This window comes from Kytococcus sp. Marseille-QA3725, assembly GCF_054950055.1.
Genome location: NZ_JBUCLA010000001.1, coordinates 1,392,864 through 1,415,095 on the forward strand (window position 1 = coordinate 1,392,864; position 22,232 = coordinate 1,415,095).

Below are 22,232 nucleotides of genomic sequence, written 5' to 3' on the forward strand. Positions count from 1 at the left end.
CCCGGGGCTCACAGGACCGTGTCCTAGTCTTCGTGAGGTGACCGACCGCCATGACGACCGTGACCTCAGCGCCTGGGAGGCCGCCGGGTCCCACCGGGACCTCGACGGACAGGGGCGCCGCCGGGTGACCTCCCGGGGCCGGGCGACCGCGCCGCGGTCCTCCGACTCCCCGGCCGTCGGGGGCCGAGCACCCCGGGACACCCCCCGAGCAGGCGCCGGCCCCCGCCCGTCCCGACGGTCCGACGGCATGCGCTCGGCGGACACCCGGTACGACGACCGGAGGTACGCAGGCGCCCCGTACGACGACGCGCCGTACGACGAGGCCCCGCGTCGCGCCCGACGCTCCCGGTTCCGCCGCGTGCTGGCGGTCGTCGCCGGTCTGCTCGCGCTCTGGCTCGTCGCGACCGCCTGGGCGGTCGTCGACTCCTGGCGCCAGGTGGGTCGCACGGAGGCCATGCCCACCTGGGAGGGGCGTCCCGACGACACCGCGGGACGCAACTACCTGCTGGTGGGCTCGGACTCCCGGGAGAGCCTGTCCGACGAGGACCGGTTGCGCCTGGGCACCGGCGGCGGCGAGGGACGTCGCACGGACACGATCATGCTCGTGCACGTGCCGACCTTCGGCGCCCCGACCTTGGTGTCGATCCCCCGCGACTCCTACGTGCCCGTCCGCGGCATGGGGAAGAACAAGATCAACTCAGCCTACAACGTCGGCGGGGCCCCGCTGCTGATCGACACCGTCGAGCAGAACACCGGCCTGCGGATCGACGGGTACAGCGAGATCGGCTTCGGCGGCTTCACGGACGTCGTCGACAGCCTGGGCGGGGTGGAGCTGTGCCCAAAGACCGACATCAACGACGCCAAGGCGCACCTGGACATCAAGGCCGGCTGCCAGGAGATGGACGGTGTGACCGCCCTGGCCTACGTGCGGGCCCGCTACTTCGACCCGCGTGGCGACCTGGGACGCGTCGAGCGACAGCGCGAGTTCCTCAAGGCCATCAGCTCCGAGGCCCTGAAGCCCACCACCCTCCTGCTCCCCTGGGAGCTGCACGACGTGGGCACGGCGGTGACGCCCAACCTGACCGTCGACGAGCACGACTCGATGCTGGAGATCGCCATGGCCCTGAACGCCGTCCGGCGGGCGAGCGGTGGTGACCGGCAGGTGACGGTCCCGGTCAGCGACTCGACGCTTCCCACGCCGCACGGCTGGGCCGTGCAGTGGGACGAGGAGCGGGCCGGTGAGCTCTGGAAGGCCCTGCGCGAGGGCGAGGACCCGCCCGCCGTCGAGTGAACCCACGTCGAGGGCCCCGCCGGAACACATCCGGCGGGGCCCTCGACGGGCGGTCAGCGGATCAGCACATCGGCAGGGTCCTGAACGTGTAGCCCTTCGCACGCAGGCGCTTGATGACGTCGTCCAGCGCGCCCACGGTCTGCGAGCGGTTGCCACCCCCGTCGTGCATCAGGGCGATGCCACCGGGGGTCATGCGGTTGACGATCTCGTCGGCGATGGCGCGCTCACCGGGACGCTCCCAGTCGTTGCCGCCGGCGGACCAGAGCACCGAGTACTCGAAGCCCGCGGCCCCGGCCACCGAGTGGACGCGGTCGTTGGTGGCACCGTACGGCGGGCGGAAGCACTTGCGGCCCCCGCCGATCTGGTTCTGGGTGCGCACCAGCTCGTTGCGGATCTGGCTGTCGCTGCGCTTCCGCAGGTCCGGATGGTTCCAGGAGTGGTTGGTGACCTTGTGCCCCTCGGCCCGCGCCTGCTTGACCAGCCCCGGGTAGGACTGGGCCCAGCTGCCCACCGCGAAGAAGGTGGCCGGGACGTCGTAGCGGTCCAGGACGTCCAGGACGCGCGGCGTGTAGACCGGGTTGGGACCGTCGTCGAAGGTCAGGTAGGCGACCTTCTGACCGGTCGGCCAGGTGGTGACGCGCTCGGACGGCTTCGTGCCGGGGTCCGAGCGGGTCACGGCGGTGGAGACCCAACGGTGGTCGCCCACGCGCTGCCATCCGTTCACCACCGGCCCGGTGAGGCGGGTGCCCCCGGACAGGCGCTGCACGGCGGAGTACTCGGTGGACGGACCGAAGCGCACGTTGGTGGTGCCGATGGTCCAGCGCGTCCGGCTGGCCCCGGGGCCGTCGGTGTGACCGAGGTACACCCACTCGCCGGCACGGAGCCGGCCCCAGCCGTTGGCCACCTGCGAGTACTCCACCGGCTTGCCCGGGGACAGCACCCGGACCGCCTTGTAGCTGCTGCGGGGACCGGTGCGCACCGTGGTGGACCGGTCGGTCACCCGGAGCGTCCAGCTGCCCGCGGGCGTGACCTTCTCCTGGTGCTCGGTGCCCTCGCCGTGGCTCGGGGCCGCCCGACCCGACTCGGTACCGGGCGGCGTGATGTCGTCGGCGGCGTGCGCGGCGACGGGCGTGCCCGTCATGACGAGTGCTGCGAACAGGGCCGCGATGCGGCGCGGCGTGCGGTGTGCGGACATGCTGGTTTCTTTCCCCCTCCGGGCGGTCGACCCGTCGTCAGTGGACGGGGCCGCGACCGGCCGCGGACGCACGACGACGCCCTTGGACCCCCCGGTACCGCGCCCCCGTGCGGTACGTCTCGATGCTAGTGGCACCTGCGCGCACCACCCTCACCGGGCCCTCACGAAGCACTCACAGCTCGCTCACGGCCACGGTCCCGGCCGTCCGGTCACCGCCGTGACCCCGCACGCGACGGTCCCCGGTGACCTCCGCGGGGAGGCACCGGGGACCGGGTGGGCGAGCCGCTGGCGGGCGCTCCGTCAGGAGGGCAGCCCCTTGAGCAGCTGACGCGCCATCACCACGCGCTGGATCTGGTTGGTGCCCTCGTAGATCTGGGTGATCTTCGCGTCGCGCATCATGCGCTCCACCGGGAAGTCCTTGGTGTAGCCGTAGCCACCGAACAGCTGCACCGCGTCGGTCGTGATCTCCATGGCCACGTCCGAGGCGAAGCACTTGGCCGCCGCACCGAAGTAGCTCAGCGCGGGGTCGTCACGCTCGGACTTGGCCGCGGCGTTGTACACGAGCTGCCGGGCGGCCTCGAGCTTCATGCCCATGTCCGCGAGCATGAACTGCACGCCCTGGAAGTTCGAGATCGACTGGCCGAACTGCTCGCGCTCCTTGACGTAGTCCAGGGCGGCGTCGAGGGCTCCCTGCGCGATGCCGATCGCCTGCGCCCCGATGGTGACGCGGGTGTGGTCCAGCGTCTGCAGCGCGATCCGCAGGCCCTGACCGCGCTCCCCCACCATGCGGTCGGCAGGGATCACGCAGTTGTCGAAGAGCAGCTCGCGGGTGGGCGACCCCTTGATGCCGAGCTTGCTCTCCGGCTCGCCGAAGGAGAAGCCCTCGTCGTCCTTCTCCACCACGAAGGCGGTGATGTTCTTGCCGCGCTCGCCGTCGGGATCGGTGACCGCCATGACCGTGTAGTAGTCGGAGACGCCCGCGTTCGTGATCCACGACTTCTGGCCGTTGAGCACGAACGAGCCGTCGGCCTGCTCGGTGGCGGAGCAGCGCATGCCCGCGGTGTCCGAGCCCGCGCCGGCCTCGGACAGGCCGTAGCTGAACATCGCCGCGCCCTCGGCGACCGGCGGCAGGTACTTCTGCTTGAGCTCCTCGCTGCCGGCCAGGATCAGCGGCATGGTGCCCAGCTTGTTGACCGCGGGGATCAGCGAGCTGGAGGCGCAGCCGCGGGCAACCTCCTCGATGACGATGGCGGTGGCCAGCGCGTCGGCACCCAGGCCCTCGTACTCCTCGGGGATGTGCGGGGCGTGGAAGGCCGTCTCGCGCAGCGCGTCGTAGGCCGCCTGCGGGAACTCGCCCGTCGCGTCCACCTCGGCCGCGGCCGGGGCGATCTTGTCGCGCACGAGCGGGCGCAGGGCCTCGCGGACCGTCTCGTGGAACTCGTCGGGCGTGTACAGGTCGAAGTCGCTCACGGGGTCATCGTACGGCGCGCCCCCAACGGGGCGTGAGCCGCGTCACGAGGCGTGGCGCGAGTGCGCCCGGGGCCGGCGACCGACCACCGGGACGACATGCGGCTCAGAGGAACTCGAGCGGGTTGAACTCCGAGATCGGGATGATGCGCATGCGCGGCAGGCGCGCGTTGAAGGCCTTCACCTCGTACTCGAGGTCGAAGGTCTCCATGCCCTGCTCCTCGAGCTCGACGAAGCCGGCGTTGCGGTACTCGCGGAAGCCCATGAGACCCAGGCGACGGTCCTCGTCGTCCAGCAGCCGGGTCATCTGCGGCAGGAAGTCCCCGTCGTGGCTGACCAGCACCACGTCGTCAGTGCGCTCGGCCAGGGCCTCCAGCGTGCGCTGGATGGCGATGTCGACGACCTTCTCGTCCGGTCCGCCCGACAGCGGGATCGGCTTGTAGCCGATGGCCATGAGGGCCTGCACGAAGTTCATCGGCAGGTGGTCCTCGATGGCGGCCAGGAAGAACAGGCCGTTCACCGGCTGGTCCCAGGCCCCCTGGATGTGGGTGAGCAGCCGCTCCCAGCGGGGCCGCTCGTCGGGCTGGGGACGCCGTCCGAGGCAGTTGCCCAGGGTGGCGTCGATGTTCTCCCCGTCCACCAGGAGATAGGTGTTCCGCTCGGTCACGGAGGTGCTCATGGTCTCGTCCTCGACTCGTCAGCGGGGCTCGCCGGGGGCCTCGTCGCCCGCCGTCCCGTGCAGCCTACGCGTGAGCGCCTCGCCCTTCGCGTGGGCCGCGTCCCGCAGCGAGGCCTGGAAGCCGACCATCCGCTCGCGCAGCGCCAGCGCCTGCTCGTCGGTGCCGGCGGCCAGCATGCGGGCGGCCAGCAGCCCGGCGTTGCGTGCCCCGCCGACGCTGACGGTCGCCACCGGCACGCCCGCCGGCATCTGCACGATCGACAGCAGCGAGTCCATGCCGTCCAGGTGCTTCAGCGGCACCGGCACCCCGATGACCGGCAGCGGGGTGACGCTGGCGAGCATGCCGGGCAGGTGGGCCGCTCCCCCGGCCCCGGCGATGATGACGCGGTACCCGGCATCGGCGGCCTGCTCACCGTGGCGCAGCATCTCCTGCGGCATGCGGTGCGCCGAGACCACCTGGACGGTGTGGCTCACCCCGAGCTCCTCCAGCGCCTGTGCCGCGGCCTCCATGACCGGCCAGTCGCTGTCGGAGCCCATGACGATGGAGACGTCGGCGGGTGCGGTGGCGTGCAGGTGGGTCATGCGTTCGCTCCTTCGTGGGTGCCTTCCAGGACGCCCCGGGCGGCCTCGGCACGCTGCCGGAGCTCCTCCAGGTCGTCGCCGCAGACGGTGACGTGCCCGACCTTGCGTCCGGGCCGCACCTCCTTGCCGTAGAGGTGCACGCGGGCCGCAGGGTCCTCCGCGAGAAGGCGGCGGGAGGCCGCGTGCAGGCCCGTCACCGAGCCGCCCAGGACGTTCGCCATGACCGTGTGGGTGCTGCGCGGGCAGGTGTCCCCCAGCGGCATGTCCAGCACCGCGCGCAGGTGCTGCTCGAACTGGCCGGTCACCGCACCGTCCTGCGTCCAGTGCCCGGAGTTGTGCGGCCGCATCGCCAACTCGTTGACGACCCACCCCCGGTCCTCGTCGGTCGGCGTGCCGGTCTCGAACAGCTCCACGGCCATCACCCCGGTCATGTCCAGGGTCTCGGCCAGCTGCTCGGCGGTGCGACGCACGTCCTCGCCGAGCGCCTCGTCGAGCTCCGCGGCCGGCGCCTCGACCCGGGTGCAGATCCCCTGCTCCTGGACGGTCTCGACCACCGGCCACGAGCGCACCTCGCCGGAGGGGGTGCGGGCGACCATCACCGCGAGCTCGCGCCGGAAGGGCACGGCCTGCTCGGCCAGCAGGGGCTCCCCCGCGGCCCGCTCGAACCAGGAGCCGGCGCGGTCCAGCGAGGCGGCGTCGTCCAGCAGCATGACGCCCTTGCCGTCGTAGCCGCCGCGCGGCGTCTTGAGCACCACCGGCCACTCGCCGCCTGCGAACTCCTCGAGCTCGGCAGCGGTGGTCACCTCGGCCCAGCGCGGCACGGGCAGCCCGGCCTCCTGCAGGGCACGGCGCATCACGATCTTGTCCTGCGCGTGCAGCAGGGCGCCGGGCCCGGGGTGGAGCGCGACGCCCTCGGCGGCCAGCTGCTCCAGCAGGTCGGTGGGCACGTGCTCGTGGTCGAAGGTCAGGACGTCGCTGACGCGGGCGAGCTCGCGCAGCCGATCGAGGTCGTCGGCCTGACCCACCGGGGTCTGGGCGTACACCTGGCCGGCGGCGGCACCCGTCGACTCGACGAGCACGACGACCCCGAGACCGAGCTCGGTGGCCGGACCGGCGCACATGCGGGCGAGCTGGCCGCCGCCGACGATCCCGACGACGGGAGCCCCCTGGGGGACGAGCGGGCGGGCCACGGACGTGAGGGAGGCATCTGTCACAGGCGGAGGATATCCACCGCGCGGTGGAGCCCCGCCGTGGGACCGCCGCGTACCGTGGGCCCAATGAGCAGCGAGCCCCCTCACCACACCGGCCTGCGGCGCCTCATCGACGTCCTCACGAGGGAGGTCAGCAAGTTCGGCGTCATCGGGCTGCTCGCCTTCATCATCGACGCCGGGCTCTACAACCTGCTCATGTACGGCCCCGCCCTCTCGACCCACGCCACCGCGGACGGGGCCCTCGGTGAGCACCCCCTGACCAGCAAGGTGCTCGCCACCGCGACCGCCACCGCGTTCGCCTGGCTGGGCAACCGCTACTGGACCTTCCGGCACGCCCGCCGCTCCGACGTGGCCCGCGAAGCCGTGCTCTTCGTCGTGTTCAACGTCCTCGGCCTGCTCATCGCCCTGGTCTGCCTCTGGTTCAGTCACTACGTGCTCGACTTCCGCTCGCAGCTGGCCGACAACATCTCCGGCAACGGGGTCGGGCTGGTGCTGGGCACCCTGTTCCGCTTCTGGGCCTACCGCACCTTCGTCTTCACCGAGGAGCTGGGTCAGGAGGAGGCCGCCCGCCACCGGGAGGACGACCTGGGCGCCCCCACGCCCTTCGACGGGGTGGACCTGGTGACGCACGACGACGCCGGCCTGGTGCGCCCCTACGGGGTGGAGGACGACGACGTGCTCACCGGCGAGGGCGGCCCGCGACCGGTGGACAACGCCGCCTGAGGGCTCAGCGGGTCGGGGACTCCGCCGGCTCGGACAGGAACACCCCGAAGGTGGCGTGGCGCTCGTCGAGCAGCTCCAGCCGGCCCCCGACGGCGCTGATGATCTGCCGGGCCAGGGCCAGGCCCCGACCGGTGCCCGCACCGGCCGTCACGTCGCGCTCGAAGATCCGGTCGGCGATGTCCGGCGCGATGCCCGGGCCCTCGTCGCTGAGCACGAGCTGCACCGAGGGGCCGTTGTGCTCGATGTGCAGCGTGATGATCCCGGCGCCGTAGGTGATCGAGTTCTCGATGAGCGTGGAGAGCACCTGCGAGAGCACGCCACGGGGGCACGCGACGTGGACCCCGTAGGCGCCGGTGACCCGCATGCCTCTGCGCCGAGAGGTCAGCAGCGGCTGCCACTCGTGCTGCTGGGCCGCGATGATCTCGTCCAGCGAGAGCACGTCGGTGCTGGCCAGCGCCGAGCTCTTGGCGCTCTCGAGCATCTCCTCGACCACCGCGGTCAATCGCTCCACCTGCGTGTGGGCGCCGTCGGCGAGCTCGCGGGCCTCCTCGGCCGACTCGGCCAGGGCCAGCTCGTCCAGACGGATCGTCAGCGCCGACAGCGGGGTCCGCAGCTGGTGGGCGGCGTCCCCCGCGAGGCGCCGCTGCGAGGTGACCATCTGGGTGAGGTGCACCGCGCGGCGCTGGACCGCGTCGGCGAGCTCGTCGATCTCGGTGATGCCGGTCGGCTCCGGCCGGGCCCGGGTGCTCTCCCCCGTCCCCATGCCGGGGATGCGGCGGGCCAGCGCCTGGATGGTGGTCTCCGGGGCGGCCAGCGCCTCGTCCACCCGGCCGGCGTTGAGGACCGCCGTCAGCCGCAGGCCGGCGAGCACGGCCAGCGGCACGGCCAGCCACGCCCACAACGGCGGGCCCGGCAGGTCCGAGGTCGCCCAGAGGCCGATCACGACCGCCACCAGCAGCGGCAGCAGGGCGCAGAGCTGCGCCACCCGGACCGACCGGGAGACGACGGACAGCCAGAGCCGCCGCAACGTGACCCGCGCCACCTACCCCTCCGTCACGAGTCGGAAGCCGACACCGCGCACGGTGGCGACGAAGCGCGGGTTCGTGGGGTCGTCGCCCAGCTTCTTGCGGAGCCCGGAGACGTGCATGTCCAGCGTCTTGGTCGAACCCACCCAGTCGGTCTGCCAGGCCTCGCGCATCAGCTGGTCCCGGCTGACCACCCGGCCGCGGTCGCGGACCAGGATGTGCAGCAGGTCGAACTCCTTGGCGGTGAGCATGATCTCCTCACCGTCCACCCAGACCCGACGGGCGGAGGAGTCGATCCGCAGCCCGGTGTCGTCGTCCCCGGTCTCGGGGACGGGCTCCCGCGGGGCACGGCGGCGCAGCAGCGCCCGCACACGGGCGTGGAACTCGGCCAGCCGGAAGGGCTTGGTCACGTAGTCGTCCGCGCCGGCGTCGAGACCGACGACCGTGTCGATCTCCCCGGCGCGCGCGGTCAGCATGAGCACCGGGAAGGTGTGGCCCTCGGCGCGCAGCCGACGGCAGACCTCCAGCCCGTCCATGCGGGGCAGACCGATGTCCAGGACCAGCAGGCTGCAGCCCTCCCGCGCCGTGAGCAGCGCGGTGGGGCCGTCGTTGACGACCTTGACGTCGAAGCCCTCCCGGCGCATGGCGCGAGCCAGCGGCTGCGCGATGTCGTCGTCGTCCTCCGCCAGGATCGCGACGATCGGGTCGCCCGTCTCCTGCACGGTGCTCTTGTCGTTCACTTGCCCGGCCACCTCGGTGCTCGCTTCTCGGCGAAGGCGGCCACGCCCTCGGCCCGGTCTCCGGAGAAGGCGGTGGCCCGCCAGCACGCGTCCTCGACCTGCAGCCCGGTGCGCAGGTCGACGTCGGAACCCAGCCGCATCGCACGCTTGGCGCTGCGGAGACCCACCGGGGAGTTGCGCCCCACGACGGCAGCCATCTCCAGGGCACGCTCACGGGCGCTCCCGGCCTCGACCAGCTCGTCGACGATGCCCAGCTCGGCGGCCTCCGCGGCGGGGTACTTGGCCGCGGTGAAGATCGCCCGCGCGGCCCGGCTCCACCCGATGCGCCGGGTCAGCAGCTGGGTGCCGCCACCGCCGGGGATGACGCCGACGGAGACCTCCGGGAGGCCGAGCAGCGCGCCCTCGCCGGCGACGATGACGTCGCAGGACAGGGCGATCTCGAGCCCACCGCCCAGGGCGAAGCCGTCGACGGCGGCGATGGTCGGCATCGGCAGGTCGAGCACCCCGCCGTAGGCGCGCTGGGTGACGGGGCGCTGCTCCATCAGGTCGGCGTCGGTGAACGAGTTGCGCTCCTTGAGGTCCGCGCCCACGCAGAAGGCCTTCTCGTGGGCGCTGCTGACGACGACGCAGCGCACGTCACTGGCCGCGAGCTCGTCCGTGGCGGCGGAGAGCCGGCGGGCCATCTCCGTGCTGATCGCGTTCATGGCGCCGGTGCGGGCGAGCACCAGCTCGGCCACCTCACCGTCCTCGCCGTGACGCTCCACGCGGACCCAGTCCGCGGCGTCCACGGGGGTGGGGTCACTCATCTCTCTCTCCCAACGTCGGGTGGTCCCGGACCGAGGCTCCGGGAGGGACGGACAGCAGGTGGTACGGCGTCACCGGGCCGATGCCGTGGAGCGAGCGCTGCGGAAGCTCGGCGAACCGCCAGGCCGGGTCCTCCGACAACGCGCCGGCGGTGGCCGGGTCGGTCAGCACGGTCCCGGCGGCAGCGGAGGTGGTGAGCCGGGCCGCCCGGTTGACCGTGTCACCGTAGACGTCCCCCAGCCGCAGCAGCACGCGACCCGTGGACACGCCGACGCGGAGCGGCGGCAGCATCGGGTCCTGGTTGGCCGAGCGCACCAGGTCGTGGGCGATGAGGACGGCCGAGCGGGGGTCCAGCGCCTGGTAGAGGACCTCGTCACCGATGGTCTTGACCACGCGGCCCCGGTAGCGGGCCACGACGTCCACCGTCAGCTCCTCGAAGCGGGTCACCAGACGCGCGATCTCGCCCTCGTTGGAGTGGGCGACGCGCTCGGAGAACGAGACCATGTCGGCGAAGCCGACCGTGCGCGTCACGCCCGCGGCGAGCTCCTCCGAGGTGGCGTCGGCGAACAGGGTGGACAGCGAGGCCGTCAGGTGGCGGCGCCAGGCGTAGCCGATGAGCTGCTCGAGGTCGTCGGCGAGGTCGGCCAGCACCAGGCCGGTCGAGGAGGCCACCTCCGGGGTGACCCGCTCGGCGATCCCCTCCGAACCGCCGGTGACCGCGGTGATCGCGGCCTCCTCACCCTCCTCGCGGGTGCGCCGGGAGCGTGCCCCCTCGAGACTCTGGAGCCGCTCGGCGATCACCTCGGCCTGCCAGGTCGCGAGCCGCTCGGTGGTGGTGCCGATGCCGCGGGTCAGCCCGATGAGGACGTCCTCGTCGATCTCGTGGCGCTCCAGCAGCCGGCGGGCGACGGTGAGCGCCTCGAGGTCGGCGTTGCTGAAGACGGTGTCCTCGGCCCGGACGTTCTGGAAGCCCAGCGAGCGCCACAGACGGCGGGCCACGCGCAGGGGGACGCCGGCGTGGCGGGCGACCTCGCCGCGACGCATGGTGCGGCGGCGACCGAAGATCCGCTCCGCGATCGCATCCATGGTGCGCGCGGGCTGTTCGGAGCGGTCAGCCGCACGGAAAGGGGGGACGACGGAGGGGAGCGAGTGGTTCAGGAGCGGCTGCTCACCGTGGATGGGCCGCACGTCACGCATGCCCTCCATCTGGCTCCTCTTCCCACGACGCTCCGGACCGACCCCATAGTGTCACGTACATCACGTCCGGGTACATCACGTCATCCTTCGCAGGTGCACGACGTCGGCCGCCCCGTACTCCTGCGCAGAAGGGGCTCCCGGACCCTCACCGCGCACGAGCAGCCCGCCGGATTCCGCCAGGCCCTCGGCCGTGCCCCGCACCTCGTCGCCGCCGGGCAGGTGGAGCCGGACCCGCTCCCCGACCGTGAGGCTCACGGCCGAGAGACGGTCCACCAGCGTGGGACCGGACCGGCCGTCCCCCTCCTGCTGCCAGCCGGTCGCGAGCCACGCCGCGTGCCAGACGGCCAGCCGGTGCAGGACGGCGACCATCACACGCTCGCGCAGGTCGGCGGGCGGCGCCGCGGCCGGCGTGTCGGCACCCGCCCCGGCAGCACCGGCGCCCTCGCGCGCCACGGCGGCCAGCTCCCCCTCCACCGAGGCGTAGCGGTCCGCCACCTCCCCGAGGTCGCCGGCGGGCTCCCACACGTTGAGTCCGATCCCGGCGACGACGGTGCGGCCGCCGTCCCCGACCTGGCAGAGGATGCCGCAGAGCTTGCGGCCGGTGGTGCGCGAGAGCACGTCGTTGGGCCACTTCACGCCGGTGCGCAGCCCGAGGCCGGCCAGGGCCTCGTGGACCGCGGCCCCGACGCACAGCGGGACCTGCCCCCGCTGGGGCGCCCGGCTGGCCGCGAGCGCCTGCCCGACGGCCTCCGCACCGTCGTCCAGGGGCAGCACCACCGACATCGCGAGCCCGGACCCGGGCGGGTTCTCCCAGCCGCGTCCCAGCCGACCGCGACCGGCGGTCTGGTGATCGGTCGAGACCACCGTCCAGGGGCGGGAGGAGGCCGCGGCGAGCGGCTGGGTGCTCGGCAGGGCGGCGTGGTGGTCCAGCCCGGCCGCCAGGGAGAGCAGGGCGCCGGCGACGGCGTCGGCGGGGCCGCCCCGGTCGGCCGCGGCGGCGCGGAGCCCGTCCCGCACGGCGGCCACGTTGGCTCTGCTGTTGTTCCCAGATGGCTGGTCTTGGTTTGTTTTTTTTTTTTTTTTTCCAAGCAAAAGACGGAATACGAGTTGAAGAGAGGTCTGGGGGCCTGGGAGTTGTGTAAAAGAGGTCTGTCACAGGGCAACGTTAAGGTGACCGCCATGACCGACCACGGATCCCCGGGCAGCGAGCCCGAGATCGACCTGACCACCACCGCCGGCCGCCTCGCGGAGTTCGAGCGGCGCCGCCACGAGGCCGTGCACGCGGGCTCCGAGCGCGCCGTCGAGAAGCAGCACGCGAAGGGCAAGAAGACCGCCCGCGAGCGCATCGAGGCCTTCCTGGACGAGGGCTCCTTCGTCGAGCTCGACGAGTTCGCGCGGCACCGCTCCACCAACTTCGGGCAGGAGAAGAACCGCCCCTTCGGTGACGGCGTGGTGACCGGCTACGGCACGCTCGAGGGCCGCACGGTCTGTGTCTTCGCGCAGGACTTCACCGTCTTCGGCGGCTCGCTGGGCGAGGTCTTCGGCGAGAAGATCGTCAAGGTCATGGACCTGGCCATGAAGATCGGCTGCCCGGTCGTCGGCATCAACGACTCCGGCGGCGCCCGCATCCAGGAGGGCGTGGTGGCCCTGGGCCTGTACGCGGAGATCTTCCGCCGCAACGTCCACGCCTCCGGCGTCATCCCGCAGGTCTCCCTGGTCATGGGCCCCTGCGCCGGTGGTGCGGTGTACTCGCCGGCGATCACCGACATCGTGGTGATGGTCGACCAGACCAGCCACATGTTCATCACCGGTCCGGACGTCATCAAGACCGTCACCGGCGAGGACGTGACCTTCGAGGAGCTCGGCGGCGCGCACACCCACAACGCGACCTCCGGCGTGGCGCACTACCTGGCCAGCGACGAGGCCGACGCCCTGGACTACGTGCGGGAGCTCATGAGCTACCTGCCGCAGAACAACCTCGACGAGCCGCCGGTGTTCGAGGCCGAGGACGCCACCGCCGACGTGGACGAGGCGCTGGACACGCTCATCCCGGACTCGCCGAACATGCCCTACGACATGGTCACGGTCATCGAGTCGATCGTGGACGACGGCGACTTCCTGCAGGTGCAGGAGCTGTTCGCGGCCAACATCGTGTGCGGCTTCGGTCGGGTCGAGGGGCGCTCGGTGGGCGTCGTGGCCAACCAGCCCATGCAGTTCGCCGGCACCCTGAACATCGACGCCTCGGAGAAGGCCGCGCGCTTCGTGCGCATGTGCGACGCGTTCAACGTGCCGGTGCTCACGCTGGTGGACGTGCCCGGCTTCCTGCCCGGCACCGACCAGGAGTTCGGCGGCATCATCCGCCGCGGCGCCAAGCTGCTCTACGCCTACGCCGAGGCCACCGTGCCGCTGGTCACCGTCATCACCCGAAAGGCCTACGGCGGCGCGTACGACGTGATGGGCTCCAAGCACCTCGGTGCGGACGTGAACTTCGCCTGGCCGACCGCGCAGATCGCCGTGATGGGTGCTCAGGGCGCGGCCAACATCCTGTACCGCAAGCAGCTCGCGGCCGCCGAGGCCGAGGGTGGCGCCGAGGCGATGGAGGCCGAGCGGGCCAAGCGCATCGCCGAGTACGAGGAGACGCTGGCCAACCCGTGGATCGCTGCCGAGCGCGGCTACGTCGACGCGGTCATCCGTCCCGCCGACACCCGCGCCGAGGTGGCCAAGGCGCTGCGGGCCCTGCGCACCAAGCGCGAGACCCTGCCGCCCAAGAAGCACGGGAACATCCCGCTGTGACGCCCGCGACGCGGAAGAACGACTCCCTGGCCGGGCAGGACGCGCCGGGGGCTGGCGCGGATGACGACGTGGCGGCCGAGGGGGCGGCCCCTGACGCCGGGGCGACCTCCCCGGACGCAGCGGCTGGCGGCACGGCTCCTGGCGCCGAGACGCCGGCCGCCGAGCCCGTCGTCGTGGTGCCCGGCGGCGCGTCGGCCGAGGAGCTGGCGGCCCTGACGGTGGTCTTCACCGCTCTGGGATCCGGCGGGAGCGAGGGCTCCGGCCGGCCGGCCACCGGTCGCTGGGGCGCCCCCGGCACCGGTGCACGACGCACCCCGCAGCCGGGCCCCGGTGCCTGGCGCGCGTCCGGCCTGCCGCGCTGAGCCGAAGCCCCGCCCTCCGAGGCCCTTGATCACCGAGAGCGCAATCAATGGTGCTCTCACACGTCCCGGCAGGGTGCTGTCCGCCATCCATTGCGCTCTCGTCAGCTGAGAACGCAATGGATGGCGGACAGCAGGAACGCAAGGCGGCCCGGGCTCGACCCGGATCCGCCCCAGACCAGGTTCCGGGCGCCCATGGCAATGTCGATCGCCGTGTGCGCCTGGTGGCCTCAGGCCCCACAACGACCGCGGATGGAAGCCAACCCACGACCTCATCAGCCCTGCAGAGCCCCCAGGAGCGCCTCACGCAGCGCTGCCGGACGGCGCAGGTCCCGGGCCGTCGCCCGGATGACCTTCCACCCAGCTGCCTCAAGAGCACGAACCCGCGCGATGTCGTGATGCCACTGCCGCCGGTCCGTCCGGTGGTGGTCCCCTTCGTACTCGACGACGACCCGCTGCTCTCGCCACACGAGATACCCCTGGGCGATCCACCCACCGTTCTCGTCGAGAATCCGCCCACCGACCTCCGGAGCCGGCGCACCCCAGGACAGCACCAGCAGGCGCAGGGTGGTCTCCGGGGCCGATGCCGCCCCACCGTCCGCCAGCTCGAGGGCCGTCATGGCATTCCGGTAGCCCCGCAGACCCGGCCGCATGGCCCGGGCCAGGTGGTCCAGCGTCACCTCCCCCTCATCAGGGCAGGTCCGTCCGAGAACGGCATCCGTGACGGCCACGAGGCCCTGCGCGTCCAGCATCGCGGTCAGCTGCGCCCAGGTCGCCGTCAACGACGCACACGAGAGTCCGGCGACGTCGGTCGTCCGAAGGTCCCGCAGCTGGTGCCCCACCACTCCCCGTCGCCGCGGCGGCCGCTGGGGTCGAAGGGCGGCAACGTGGACCGGCTCGTCCCTCCGCCACCTCCAGGGCAAGGGGAAGTTCAGCAACCGGGCCGCCGTGACGTGGCTGATCACCAGCCCGGAAGGAAGCACCTCGAGAACCGCCCGCGCGACGTCCGCCGGCGTCCTGGCCCCTTCCACGAGCAGCCCCTGGGTCGGACTCCATGCACCTCGCCCCCGCAGCCTCGCCCGGGAAGTGGGTGCGCCCGAGGTCGAATCCACGCGGTGGCCGCTACGCGTCCGGTACACGATCAGGTTGTTCTCCCCCATGACCCCCATGGTGAAGGTCTCGGCCACGACGCAACCCTCGTCATCCACAGCTGCCAGACCGCCATCCGTGGCGTCCTCGGCTGCCTCGTCGGGGCGCTGTCCGCCCTTCGTTGCGCTCTCGCCGTGTGAGAACGCAACGAAGGGCGGAGAGCCATGGTTCGCACGGATGCGGGGGGGGGACCGTGCGGAGGCTGCACGGCCGGCGGGGGCAGCTTGCCGAGGCGGGCCGGCTCTCAGCCGCGGCGGGCGAGGGCGTCCACGTGACGCTGGTGGTACATCTCCGGCAGGCAGGCGGCCTCCACCAGGGCTCGGGAGGCGTCCAGGTCACCCATCGCCCCGGCGAAGGCGGTCAGCATGGTCACGCCGTGGGCCGGAGGCTCACCCAGCACGAGCTCGTCCCCACGCCGCACCATGCCCGGCCGCACCACGCGCAGGTAGATGCCGCAGCGCCCCCGGGCGGTGAAGCGCTTGAGCCACCCGCGCTCGTCCATCCACGCCGCGAAGGTGCGGCACGGCGAGCGCGGGATGGACACCTCGAGCTCCGCCGTCCCGACACGCACCGGCTGGTTCAGCACGAGCGCCTCGAGGTCCACCCCCTCGGTCGTGAGGTTCTCCCCGAAGGACCCGTCGGCGAAGCTCCGCCCCAGCTCCTGCTCCCAGCGGTCCAGCTCCTCGCGCGAGTACGCGTAGACCGCCTTCTGCGCCCCGCCGTGGTGCTCGCTGTCCCCGACGGTGTCGCCCCGCACCCCCGGCCCGTCGCCGTAGGACGACCCGGGTGCGAACACCTCGATGAGCTCGGTCGGCCGCTTGTCGATGCCGCTCACCCGGTCCGCACCACCGGGGTCGTCCTGCGGGTGGGCGACGTTCACCGAGCGGACGCGGGGCTGCATGGCGGCATGCTAGGTCATGCCGCGCACCGCCCCGGGCCGTTCACGTCACCTCGGCCCGTGCACACCGGACGGCAGCCCCGGGGCCCGCCGCAACCACCGGTTCCGCCGCAGCCGCGAGCCGCTCCCCGACCGCCCGGCATAGGCTCACCCCATGACCGACGTGATGCAGAACACCCAGGGTGCCTCGCGGGAGAAGACGGCGATCGACGCCATCGCCGACGCCCACCTGGCCGCCGAGGTGGCCCTCTCCCCGCTCAGCGCGACCTACCTGGGGGTCCCGGGGGACGAGAGCCGGCTGGACGACGTCTCCCCCGCAGGCCTAGAGAAGCGCGCCGAGCTGGTGCGCGAGACCCTCGGCAAGCTCGATGCCGCGCAGCCGGCGGACGAGACCGACCGCGTCACCCTGGAGGCCATGCGCGAGCGCCTCGGGCTGGAGCTCGAGATGCACGAGGCGCTCATCCCCCACGCCTCGCTGAACAACATCGAGTCGCCTCTGCAGCACTTCCGCGACGTCTTCGACCTGATGGCCACCGACACCGCCGAGCACTGGCGGACCGTGGCCCAGCGCCTCGGGGCGGTCGCCGGGGCCCTCGACGGGTGGTTCACCTCCTTGGCCCACGCCCGCAAGCACGGCAGGGTGCCGGCCGTGCGGCAGGTGCGTGCCTGCATCGGCCAGTGCGAGGACAACGCGGCCGACGGCGGTTTCTTCGACGCCTTCGCCGAGGGTGCCGTGCTGGCCGACGGATCCCCGCTGCCGCAGGACGTCCGCGAGCTGCTCACGGCGAACGCCCGCGCCGCGCAGGCGGCCTACGCGGCGGCCGGTCACCGCCTGGCCGAGGAGGTGCTGCCGAGCGCCACCCCCGAGGACGCCTGCGGCATCGAGGCCTACCGCCTGCACTCGCGCTACTTCCTGGGTGCGGAGATCGACCTCGAGGAGACCTACGCGTGGGGCCAGCGCGAGCTCGCTCGCATCCACGGCCTGATGCAGCAGACCGCCGAGCAGATCAGGCCCGGCGCGACGGTCAAGGAGGCCGTCGCCGTGCTGGACGCCGACCCGGCCTACACGCTGCACGGCAAGCAGGCCCTGCAGGAGTGGATGCAGGGCAAGGCCGACGAGGTGATCACCGAGCTCGGCGGCACGCACTTCGACGTCCCGGCCCCGGTGCGCACCATCGAGTGCATGATCGCCCCCACCGAGACCGGCGGCATCTACTACACCGGACCCTCCGACGACTTCTCGCGGCCGGGACGCATGTGGTGGTCGGTGCCCAAGGGCGTCACCGAGTTCTCCGCCTGGCGCGAGCTGACGACCGTCTACCACGAGGGCGTGCCGGGCCACCACCTGCAGGTGGCGCAGACGGTGTTCCGCAAGGAGCTGCTCAACGACTGGCGCCGGCTGTCGGCCTGGACCTCCGGCCACGGCGAGGGCTGGGCGCTGTACGCCGAGTGGCTCATGGCCGACCTGGGCTGGATGGACGACCCGGGCAACCGCATGGGCCTGCTCGACGGCCAGGTGCTGCGCGCCGCCCGGGTGGTGCTCGACATCGGCTTCCACTGCGGCTTCGAGGCGCCGGAGGAGGTCGGCGGCGGAGCCTGGGACTACGACAAGGCCTGGGACTTCCTCACCCGCTACGTGAACACCGAGGAGGGCTTCCTGCGCTTCGAGCTCGACCGCTATCTGGGCTGGCCGGGGCAGGCACCGAGCTACAAGATCGGCGAGCGGCTCTGGCTGGAGCTGCGCGACGAGTGCCGCGCCCGGGCCGAGGCCCGTGGCGAGGAGTTCGACCTGCGGGCCTTCCACCGCCGCGCGCTGGACCTGGGCGGCATGGGCCTGGACACGCTGCGCGAGGCGGTGCTGCGCGGGGCGTGACCCGGGTGGTCGCGTCCGGCACTAGGGTCGGGGCATGACCCAGACACCCAGCTCCGCCGAGTGCCCCGTCGTCACCGGTGTCGTCGCCGACACGCCGGTCGAGTCCGGGCGCGTCCGCACCACCACGCTGGTCGACGACGAGGCCGTGCGCACCATCGCCTTCGCCGTCGACGCCGGTCACGGCCTGTCCGAGCACACCGCCCCGCACCGCATCGCCATCACCGTGGTGGCCGGCGCGATGGAGTTCACCGTCGGCGGCACCACGCACCAGATGCGTCCCGGCGACGTGGTGAACCTGGCCGCCGGCATCCCGCACGAGGTGCACGCCAGCGAGCCGACCCACTTCGTGCTCACGATGGTGAAGTCGGCGTGACCGACCACCCCGCCGTCGTGGCCGCACCCGCCGAGCCGGGGCGGCGGCTCGTCCTGGCGAGCCGGTCCCCCTCGCGGCGGGCGCTGCTGTCGGCCGCCGGCATCGAGGCCCGCGTCGAGGTCTCCGGGGTGGACGAGGACGCCGTGCTCGCCGCTGCCGAGGAGTCCCGGGGGGAGCGCCTCGGGCCCGAGGAGGTCGCGCTGCTGCTGGCGCAGGCCAAGTGCGAGGCCGTGGTGCCGCAGGTCGAGGACGACGCCGACGCCTGGGTGGTGGTCGGGTGCGACTCGGTGCTCGAGGTCGACGGGGAGGCCTTCGGCAAGCCGGGCACCCCCGAGGTGGCCGCCGAGCGCTGGCAGGCGATGCGGGGGCGCACCGGGGTGCTGCACTCGGGGCACTGGCTGGTGGACCTGCGCGACACCGACCCCGAGGGTGAAGCCGGTTCCGGCGCCACCACCGGCGGGGTGTCGTCGACGACGCTGCACTTCGCGGACGTCGGCGACGACGAGATCGAGGCCTACGTGGCGACCGGCGAGCCGCTGGAGGTGGCCGGGGCGTTCACCCTGGAGGGGCGGGCATCGGCCTTCATCACGCGCATCGAGGGGGACCCCAGCGGTGTGCAGGGCCTGTCGATGCCGGTGCTGCGGGAGCTGCTCGGCCAAGCAGGGCTGTCCGTGCACCAGTTCTGGGACTGAGCACGGGCGGGGGCCGTGGCCCCCTCAGAAGCTCCCGCAGGTGTCCACCGGGGTCCGGCCGGCGAAGAGGGTGGAGAAGAACGTCGCCTGGCTGAGGCTGTGGGGCACGTAGCCGCCGACGTGGGTGGGCGTCGCCGCCGAGTAGAGGCGCACGCCCGCCCCGCCGGAGCACCAGTCGCGGGCCATCTGCCGCCCCTGGGCGTAGGGCAGCGTGTCGTCGGCGAGCGAGTGCGTGACGACCGAGGGGACCGCCGGCGCACGGGTACCGAGCCGGTTGGCCTCCACGGCCGCCTTCAGCCGCTCGTCCGTGGCCAGCAGCTCGGAGATGCTGCGTCCGTCGCGGGTGAAGTCCTCGCTGTCCTGGAAGGACTGCTTCATGGCCCACGGCACGCACTGGTTCCGCGCCTCGGCCACCTTCGCCAGCCCCCGCTCGTTGAGGACGCGCTCCAGGTCCAGGTCGTGCTCGGCCTGCAGCCCCACCAGCGCGAACCAGACGAGGCCCGACATCATCGACCCGTCCAGACGGGGTGCCACCTGGGTGAGGTCAGCGGCCGGCGCCCCGATGGCAGCACCCCGGACGTCGACATCCGGAGCGTACTCCCCCGCCATCTCCGTGGCCGCTGCCGATGCGGAGCCACCCTGGCTGTACCCGGTGAGTCCGACCCGGGCGCCCTGCAGGCCGAACGCGTCGGTGCGCGTGGCGACGCGGGCGACGTCCAGGAGGGCCCGGCCCTGCGGGGTGCGGGCCATGTAGGTGTGCTCCCCCTCGGTGCCCAGGCCCTGGTAGTCGGTGACGGCCACGGCGTACCCCTGGCGCACCAGGTTCCGGATGCCCTCCATCTCGTAGTACTGGTGCATCGAGGCGCTCCGAGAGGGTGCGCAGGCGTCGCCGAGGCCCTGGGTGCCCGGGGCGAGCGCCACGACCGGCCGCTCCCCCTCACCGCGCCAGGGTGCCTTGGGCACCACGACCATGCCCGAGGTCGCGACGGTCTCGCCGTCGGAGTTCGTGGAGGTGTAGAGCACGCGCTCGGCCGTGTACTCCAGCCGGTGGACGTCACCCGGGTCGAGGAGGAAGTCCATCTCCTGGCGGCGGGGACCTCGGCGGTGCCCGCACCGGCTTCCCCGTCAGCGGTGGACGCGTGGACCGGGAGGGTCAGCGCCGCGGTCAGGCACAGGGTGAGAGCGGGCAGCGAGCGGCGCATGGGCGTCCTTCCAGGGTCGGTTAGGGGGATCACACCACGGTGGCCGGGACGGGACACAGCCCACCTCACGAACCGTTGCCGAACCTTGGGCAATCCCCGACCGAACCCAGCACCGGTGCGGAATCCGGCAGGCAGCAGCATCCGGCTTCGGCACCGGTGCTGAGTTCGGCGGCGGGGCGACGACGAGGCGGGACGGGTTGCCAGGAGGCACAGGCAGCCCATCCACGCGACGCCCCACACACATCGCGGGACGCCCCACAGACACCGCGCACGCCAACGGGCCCCACCGAACGAGCCGGTGGGGCCCACGCACGCACTGGGCCTCCCGGGGATGTCCCGAGAGGCTCAGCAGTCCGCGCGACGGATCAGACCGGCGGCACGTCCCGGCGCCGGGTCGAGAAGGTGCGCTCGCGCCCGCGGGCGAACTCCAGGCGCTTGAGCAGCTCCTCGCGCAGCGCGTCGGCCTCGATGATCCCGTCGATCACGAGGTCCGAGGCGAGCCGCTCGAGGTCGACGTCCTCGACGTACTCCTCGCGCTTCTCGTGCACGAACTGCTCGCGCACCTCGGGGCCCTGCTCGGCCTCGATCTCGGCGATCTTGTTGGCGTACACCGCGTTCACGGCGGCCTCGGGCCCCATCACCGCGATGCGGCCGGTGGGCAGCGCCAGCGTCGCGTCGGGCGCGAAGCCCGGGCCCCCCATCGCGTACAGGCCCGCGCCGTAGGCCTTGCGCACCACGATGCAGAACTGCGGCACCGTCGCCGACGAGACGGCCGAGACCATCTTGGCGCCGTGGCGGATGATGCCGGTGCGCTCCACCTCGGAGCCGATCATGAAGCCCGGCACGTCCACCAGGTAGAGCAGCGGGATCGAGTAGGCGTCGCACAGCCAGATGAAGCGTGCCGCCTTGTCGGCGGAGTCGGTGAACAGCACGCCGCCCTTGACGGCGGAGTTGTTCGCGACGACGCCCACCGTCCGGCCGTCCATGCGACCGAAGCCGATGACGAGCTCGGGGGCGAACAGCTCCTTGATCTCGAAGAAGCTGTCGTCGTCCACCAGGCCGTCGATCACCTCGTGGATGTCGAAGGGCACCGACTCGCTCTCTGGGACCGTGGTGCGCTCCAGCGGCGCCTCGGGTTCCTCGGCCTCGTACGGCTCCAGCTCGGTGTGCCAGTTCTGCGGCACGTACGAGAAGTACATGCGGGCGGTTTCGATGGCCTCGGTGTCGTCCTGCACGAGGATGTCGCCCACGCCGGAGACGGTGCAGTGCATGCGCGCACCACCCATCTCGTCGAGGGTGACCTTCTCGCCCACGACCATCTCGGCCATGCGGGGGCTGCCCAGGTACATCGAGGCGTTGCCCTCCACCATGATCACCACGTCGGTGAAGGACGGGATGTAGGCGCCACCGGCGGCCGACGGGCCGAACAGGCAGCAGATCTGCGGCACCTTGCCCGAGAGCGCCACCTGGTTGTGGAAGATCCGCCCGGCTCCGCGGCGGCCCGGGAAGAGGTCCACCTGGTCGGTGATGCGGGCGCCGGCGGAGTCCACGAACCAGAAGACCGGCAGCTCCTCGCGCAGCGCCATCTCGGTGGCGCGCACGATCTTCTCCACGGTGCGAGCGCCCCACGAGCCCGCCTTCACGGTCGGGTCGTTGGCGATGACGATGGCGGGGCGGCCGTCGACGGTGCCGCGGCCGGTGACCACGCCGTCGGCCGGCAGGTTGCCGGCCGTGGCGTTGGCGTAGCGGGCGTCCTCGACGAAGGAACCCTCGTCGAAGAGCATCGCGATGCGGTCGCGGACGTAGAGCTTGTTCTGCTTCTCGAGCTTGGCCGCGGCCTTCTCGGTGGGTGCGCCGGAGGCCGCGTGGGCCTCGTTGAGGCGGCGGCGGACGTCGCCGACCTTCTCGTCCCCGCCCGGGGTCGGCTCGGCGAAGGGCTGCACGCCCGGGGTGTCGGCTGCGCTGGTGGTGGTCGTCAT

Annotated in this window: 21 protein-coding genes; 7 read left to right on the forward strand and 14 right to left on the reverse strand. The window is 72.5% G+C overall.

Annotation, left to right across the window (positions count from 1 at the left end):
- Positions 1–37: 37 nt before the first annotated feature.
- The gene (locus tag ACY8FT_RS06385) at positions 38–1,291 is read left to right on the forward strand and encodes an LCP family protein (protein WP_462418064.1); all 1,254 of its coding nucleotides are present in this window, start codon (positions 38–40) and stop codon (positions 1,289–1,291) included.
- Between the two features lie 61 nt (positions 1,292–1,352).
- Here ACY8FT_RS06385 and ACY8FT_RS06390 read toward each other — a convergent pair whose 3' ends face one another.
- From ACY8FT_RS06390 to ACY8FT_RS06410, 5 genes are all read right to left on the reverse strand, one after another.
- On the reverse strand, positions 1,353–2,486 hold the full coding sequence (locus ACY8FT_RS06390) for a polysaccharide deacetylase family protein (protein ID WP_462418065.1): 1,134 nt from the start codon (positions 2,484–2,486) through the stop codon (positions 1,353–1,355).
- Positions 2,487–2,786: 300 nt separating this feature from the next.
- Positions 2,787–3,956 carry an acyl-CoA dehydrogenase family protein gene (locus ACY8FT_RS06395; RefSeq protein WP_462418066.1) on the reverse strand — a complete coding sequence of 390 codons (1,170 nt, stop codon included), beginning with the start codon at positions 3,954–3,956 and terminating at the stop codon, positions 2,787–2,789.
- Between the two features lie 103 nt (positions 3,957–4,059).
- The gene (locus ACY8FT_RS06400; protein ID WP_462418067.1) at positions 4,060–4,632 is read right to left on the reverse strand and encodes an NYN domain-containing protein; all 573 of its coding nucleotides are present in this window, start codon (positions 4,630–4,632) and stop codon (positions 4,060–4,062) included.
- 18 nt (positions 4,633–4,650) lie between these two features.
- Positions 4,651–5,214: a 5-(carboxyamino)imidazole ribonucleotide mutase gene (gene purE, locus ACY8FT_RS06405; RefSeq protein ID WP_462418068.1), complete on the reverse strand. Its 564-nt coding sequence runs from the start codon at positions 5,212–5,214 to the stop codon at positions 4,651–4,653.
- Positions 5,211–6,428: a 5-(carboxyamino)imidazole ribonucleotide synthase gene (locus ACY8FT_RS06410; protein WP_462418069.1), complete on the reverse strand. Its 1,218-nt coding sequence runs from the start codon at positions 6,426–6,428 to the stop codon at positions 5,211–5,213. Before ACY8FT_RS06410 ends, purE begins: the two co-directional genes overlap by 4 nt.
- A 63-nt stretch (positions 6,429–6,491) precedes the next feature.
- On the opposite strand from ACY8FT_RS06410, the gene ACY8FT_RS06415 reads away from it, so the two are divergent.
- On the forward strand, positions 6,492–7,148 hold the full coding sequence (locus ACY8FT_RS06415) for a GtrA family protein (protein ID WP_462418070.1): 657 nt from the start codon (positions 6,492–6,494) through the stop codon (positions 7,146–7,148).
- Positions 7,149–7,152: 4 nt separating this feature from the next.
- Here the strand turns inward: ACY8FT_RS06415 and ACY8FT_RS06420 are convergent, their stop codons facing one another.
- The 5 genes from ACY8FT_RS06420 to ACY8FT_RS06440 all read right to left on the reverse strand — a co-directional run bounded on the left by ACY8FT_RS06420 (position 7,153) and on the right by ACY8FT_RS06440 (position 11,940).
- Positions 7,153–8,190: a sensor histidine kinase gene (locus ACY8FT_RS06420; RefSeq protein WP_462418071.1), complete on the reverse strand. Its 1,038-nt coding sequence runs from the start codon at positions 8,188–8,190 to the stop codon at positions 7,153–7,155.
- On the reverse strand, positions 8,191–8,913 hold the full coding sequence (locus tag ACY8FT_RS06425) for a response regulator transcription factor (protein ID WP_462418072.1): 723 nt from the start codon (positions 8,911–8,913) through the stop codon (positions 8,191–8,193).
- Positions 8,910–9,719, reverse strand: coding sequence for an enoyl-CoA hydratase/isomerase family protein (locus tag ACY8FT_RS06430; protein ID WP_462418073.1), 810 nt, complete (start codon positions 9,717–9,719; stop codon positions 8,910–8,912). Before ACY8FT_RS06430 ends, ACY8FT_RS06425 begins: the two co-directional genes overlap by 4 nt.
- The gene (locus ACY8FT_RS06435) at positions 9,712–10,923 is read right to left on the reverse strand and encodes an adenylate/guanylate cyclase domain-containing protein (protein WP_462418074.1); all 1,212 of its coding nucleotides are present in this window, start codon (positions 10,921–10,923) and stop codon (positions 9,712–9,714) included. The genes ACY8FT_RS06430 and ACY8FT_RS06435 overlap by 8 nt, the downstream gene beginning before the upstream one ends.
- A 66-nt stretch (positions 10,924–10,989) precedes the next feature.
- Positions 10,990–11,940, reverse strand: coding sequence for a biotin--[acetyl-CoA-carboxylase] ligase (locus ACY8FT_RS06440; RefSeq protein ID WP_462418075.1), 951 nt, complete (start codon positions 11,938–11,940; stop codon positions 10,990–10,992).
- A gap of 153 nt (positions 11,941–12,093) precedes the next feature.
- Here ACY8FT_RS06440 and ACY8FT_RS06445 point away from each other — a divergent pair, with 153 nt between their 5' ends.
- Positions 12,094–13,707, forward strand: a complete 1,614-nt coding sequence (locus tag ACY8FT_RS06445) for an acyl-CoA carboxylase subunit beta (RefSeq protein WP_462418076.1) — start codon at positions 12,094–12,096, stop codon at positions 13,705–13,707.
- Positions 13,704–14,069: an acyl-CoA carboxylase subunit epsilon gene (locus tag ACY8FT_RS06450; RefSeq protein ID WP_462418077.1), complete on the forward strand. Its 366-nt coding sequence runs from the start codon at positions 13,704–13,706 to the stop codon at positions 14,067–14,069. Before ACY8FT_RS06445 ends, ACY8FT_RS06450 begins: the two co-directional genes overlap by 4 nt.
- A 272-nt stretch (positions 14,070–14,341) precedes the next feature.
- On the opposite strand, the gene ACY8FT_RS06455 is transcribed toward ACY8FT_RS06450, so the two are convergent.
- Both ACY8FT_RS06455 and ACY8FT_RS06460 read right to left on the reverse strand, forming a co-directional pair.
- Positions 14,342–14,848, reverse strand: coding sequence for a DUF559 domain-containing protein (locus ACY8FT_RS06455; RefSeq protein ID WP_462418078.1), 507 nt, complete (start codon positions 14,846–14,848; stop codon positions 14,342–14,344).
- Between the two features lie 611 nt (positions 14,849–15,459).
- The gene (locus ACY8FT_RS06460; protein WP_462418079.1) at positions 15,460–16,116 is read right to left on the reverse strand and encodes an MOSC domain-containing protein; all 657 of its coding nucleotides are present in this window, start codon (positions 16,114–16,116) and stop codon (positions 15,460–15,462) included.
- 151 nt (positions 16,117–16,267) lie between these two features.
- Here ACY8FT_RS06460 and ACY8FT_RS06465 point away from each other — a divergent pair, with 151 nt between their 5' ends.
- Genes ACY8FT_RS06465 through ACY8FT_RS06475 form a run of 3 tightly spaced genes read left to right on the forward strand, consistent with a single transcriptional unit; the run spans position 16,268 to position 19,051 of the window.
- Complete coding sequence (locus ACY8FT_RS06465) at positions 16,268–17,986, forward strand: DUF885 domain-containing protein (RefSeq protein WP_462418080.1); 1,719 nt, start codon at positions 16,268–16,270, stop codon at positions 17,984–17,986.
- 34 nt (positions 17,987–18,020) lie between these two features.
- A complete protein-coding gene (locus ACY8FT_RS06470; RefSeq protein ID WP_462418081.1) occupies positions 18,021–18,359 on the forward strand; it encodes a cupin domain-containing protein in 339 nt (112 codons plus the stop codon).
- Positions 18,356–19,051: a Maf family protein gene (locus tag ACY8FT_RS06475; protein WP_462418082.1), complete on the forward strand. Its 696-nt coding sequence runs from the start codon at positions 18,356–18,358 to the stop codon at positions 19,049–19,051. Before ACY8FT_RS06470 ends, ACY8FT_RS06475 begins: the two co-directional genes overlap by 4 nt.
- A 24-nt stretch (positions 19,052–19,075) precedes the next feature.
- On the opposite strand, the gene ACY8FT_RS06480 is transcribed toward ACY8FT_RS06475, so the two are convergent.
- Positions 19,076–20,131: a lipase family protein gene (locus ACY8FT_RS06480; RefSeq protein ID WP_462418083.1), complete on the reverse strand. Its 1,056-nt coding sequence runs from the start codon at positions 20,129–20,131 to the stop codon at positions 19,076–19,078.
- Between the two features lie 487 nt (positions 20,132–20,618).
- Positions 20,619–22,232, reverse strand: a complete 1,614-nt coding sequence (locus ACY8FT_RS06485) for an acyl-CoA carboxylase subunit beta (protein WP_462418084.1) — start codon at positions 22,230–22,232, stop codon at positions 20,619–20,621.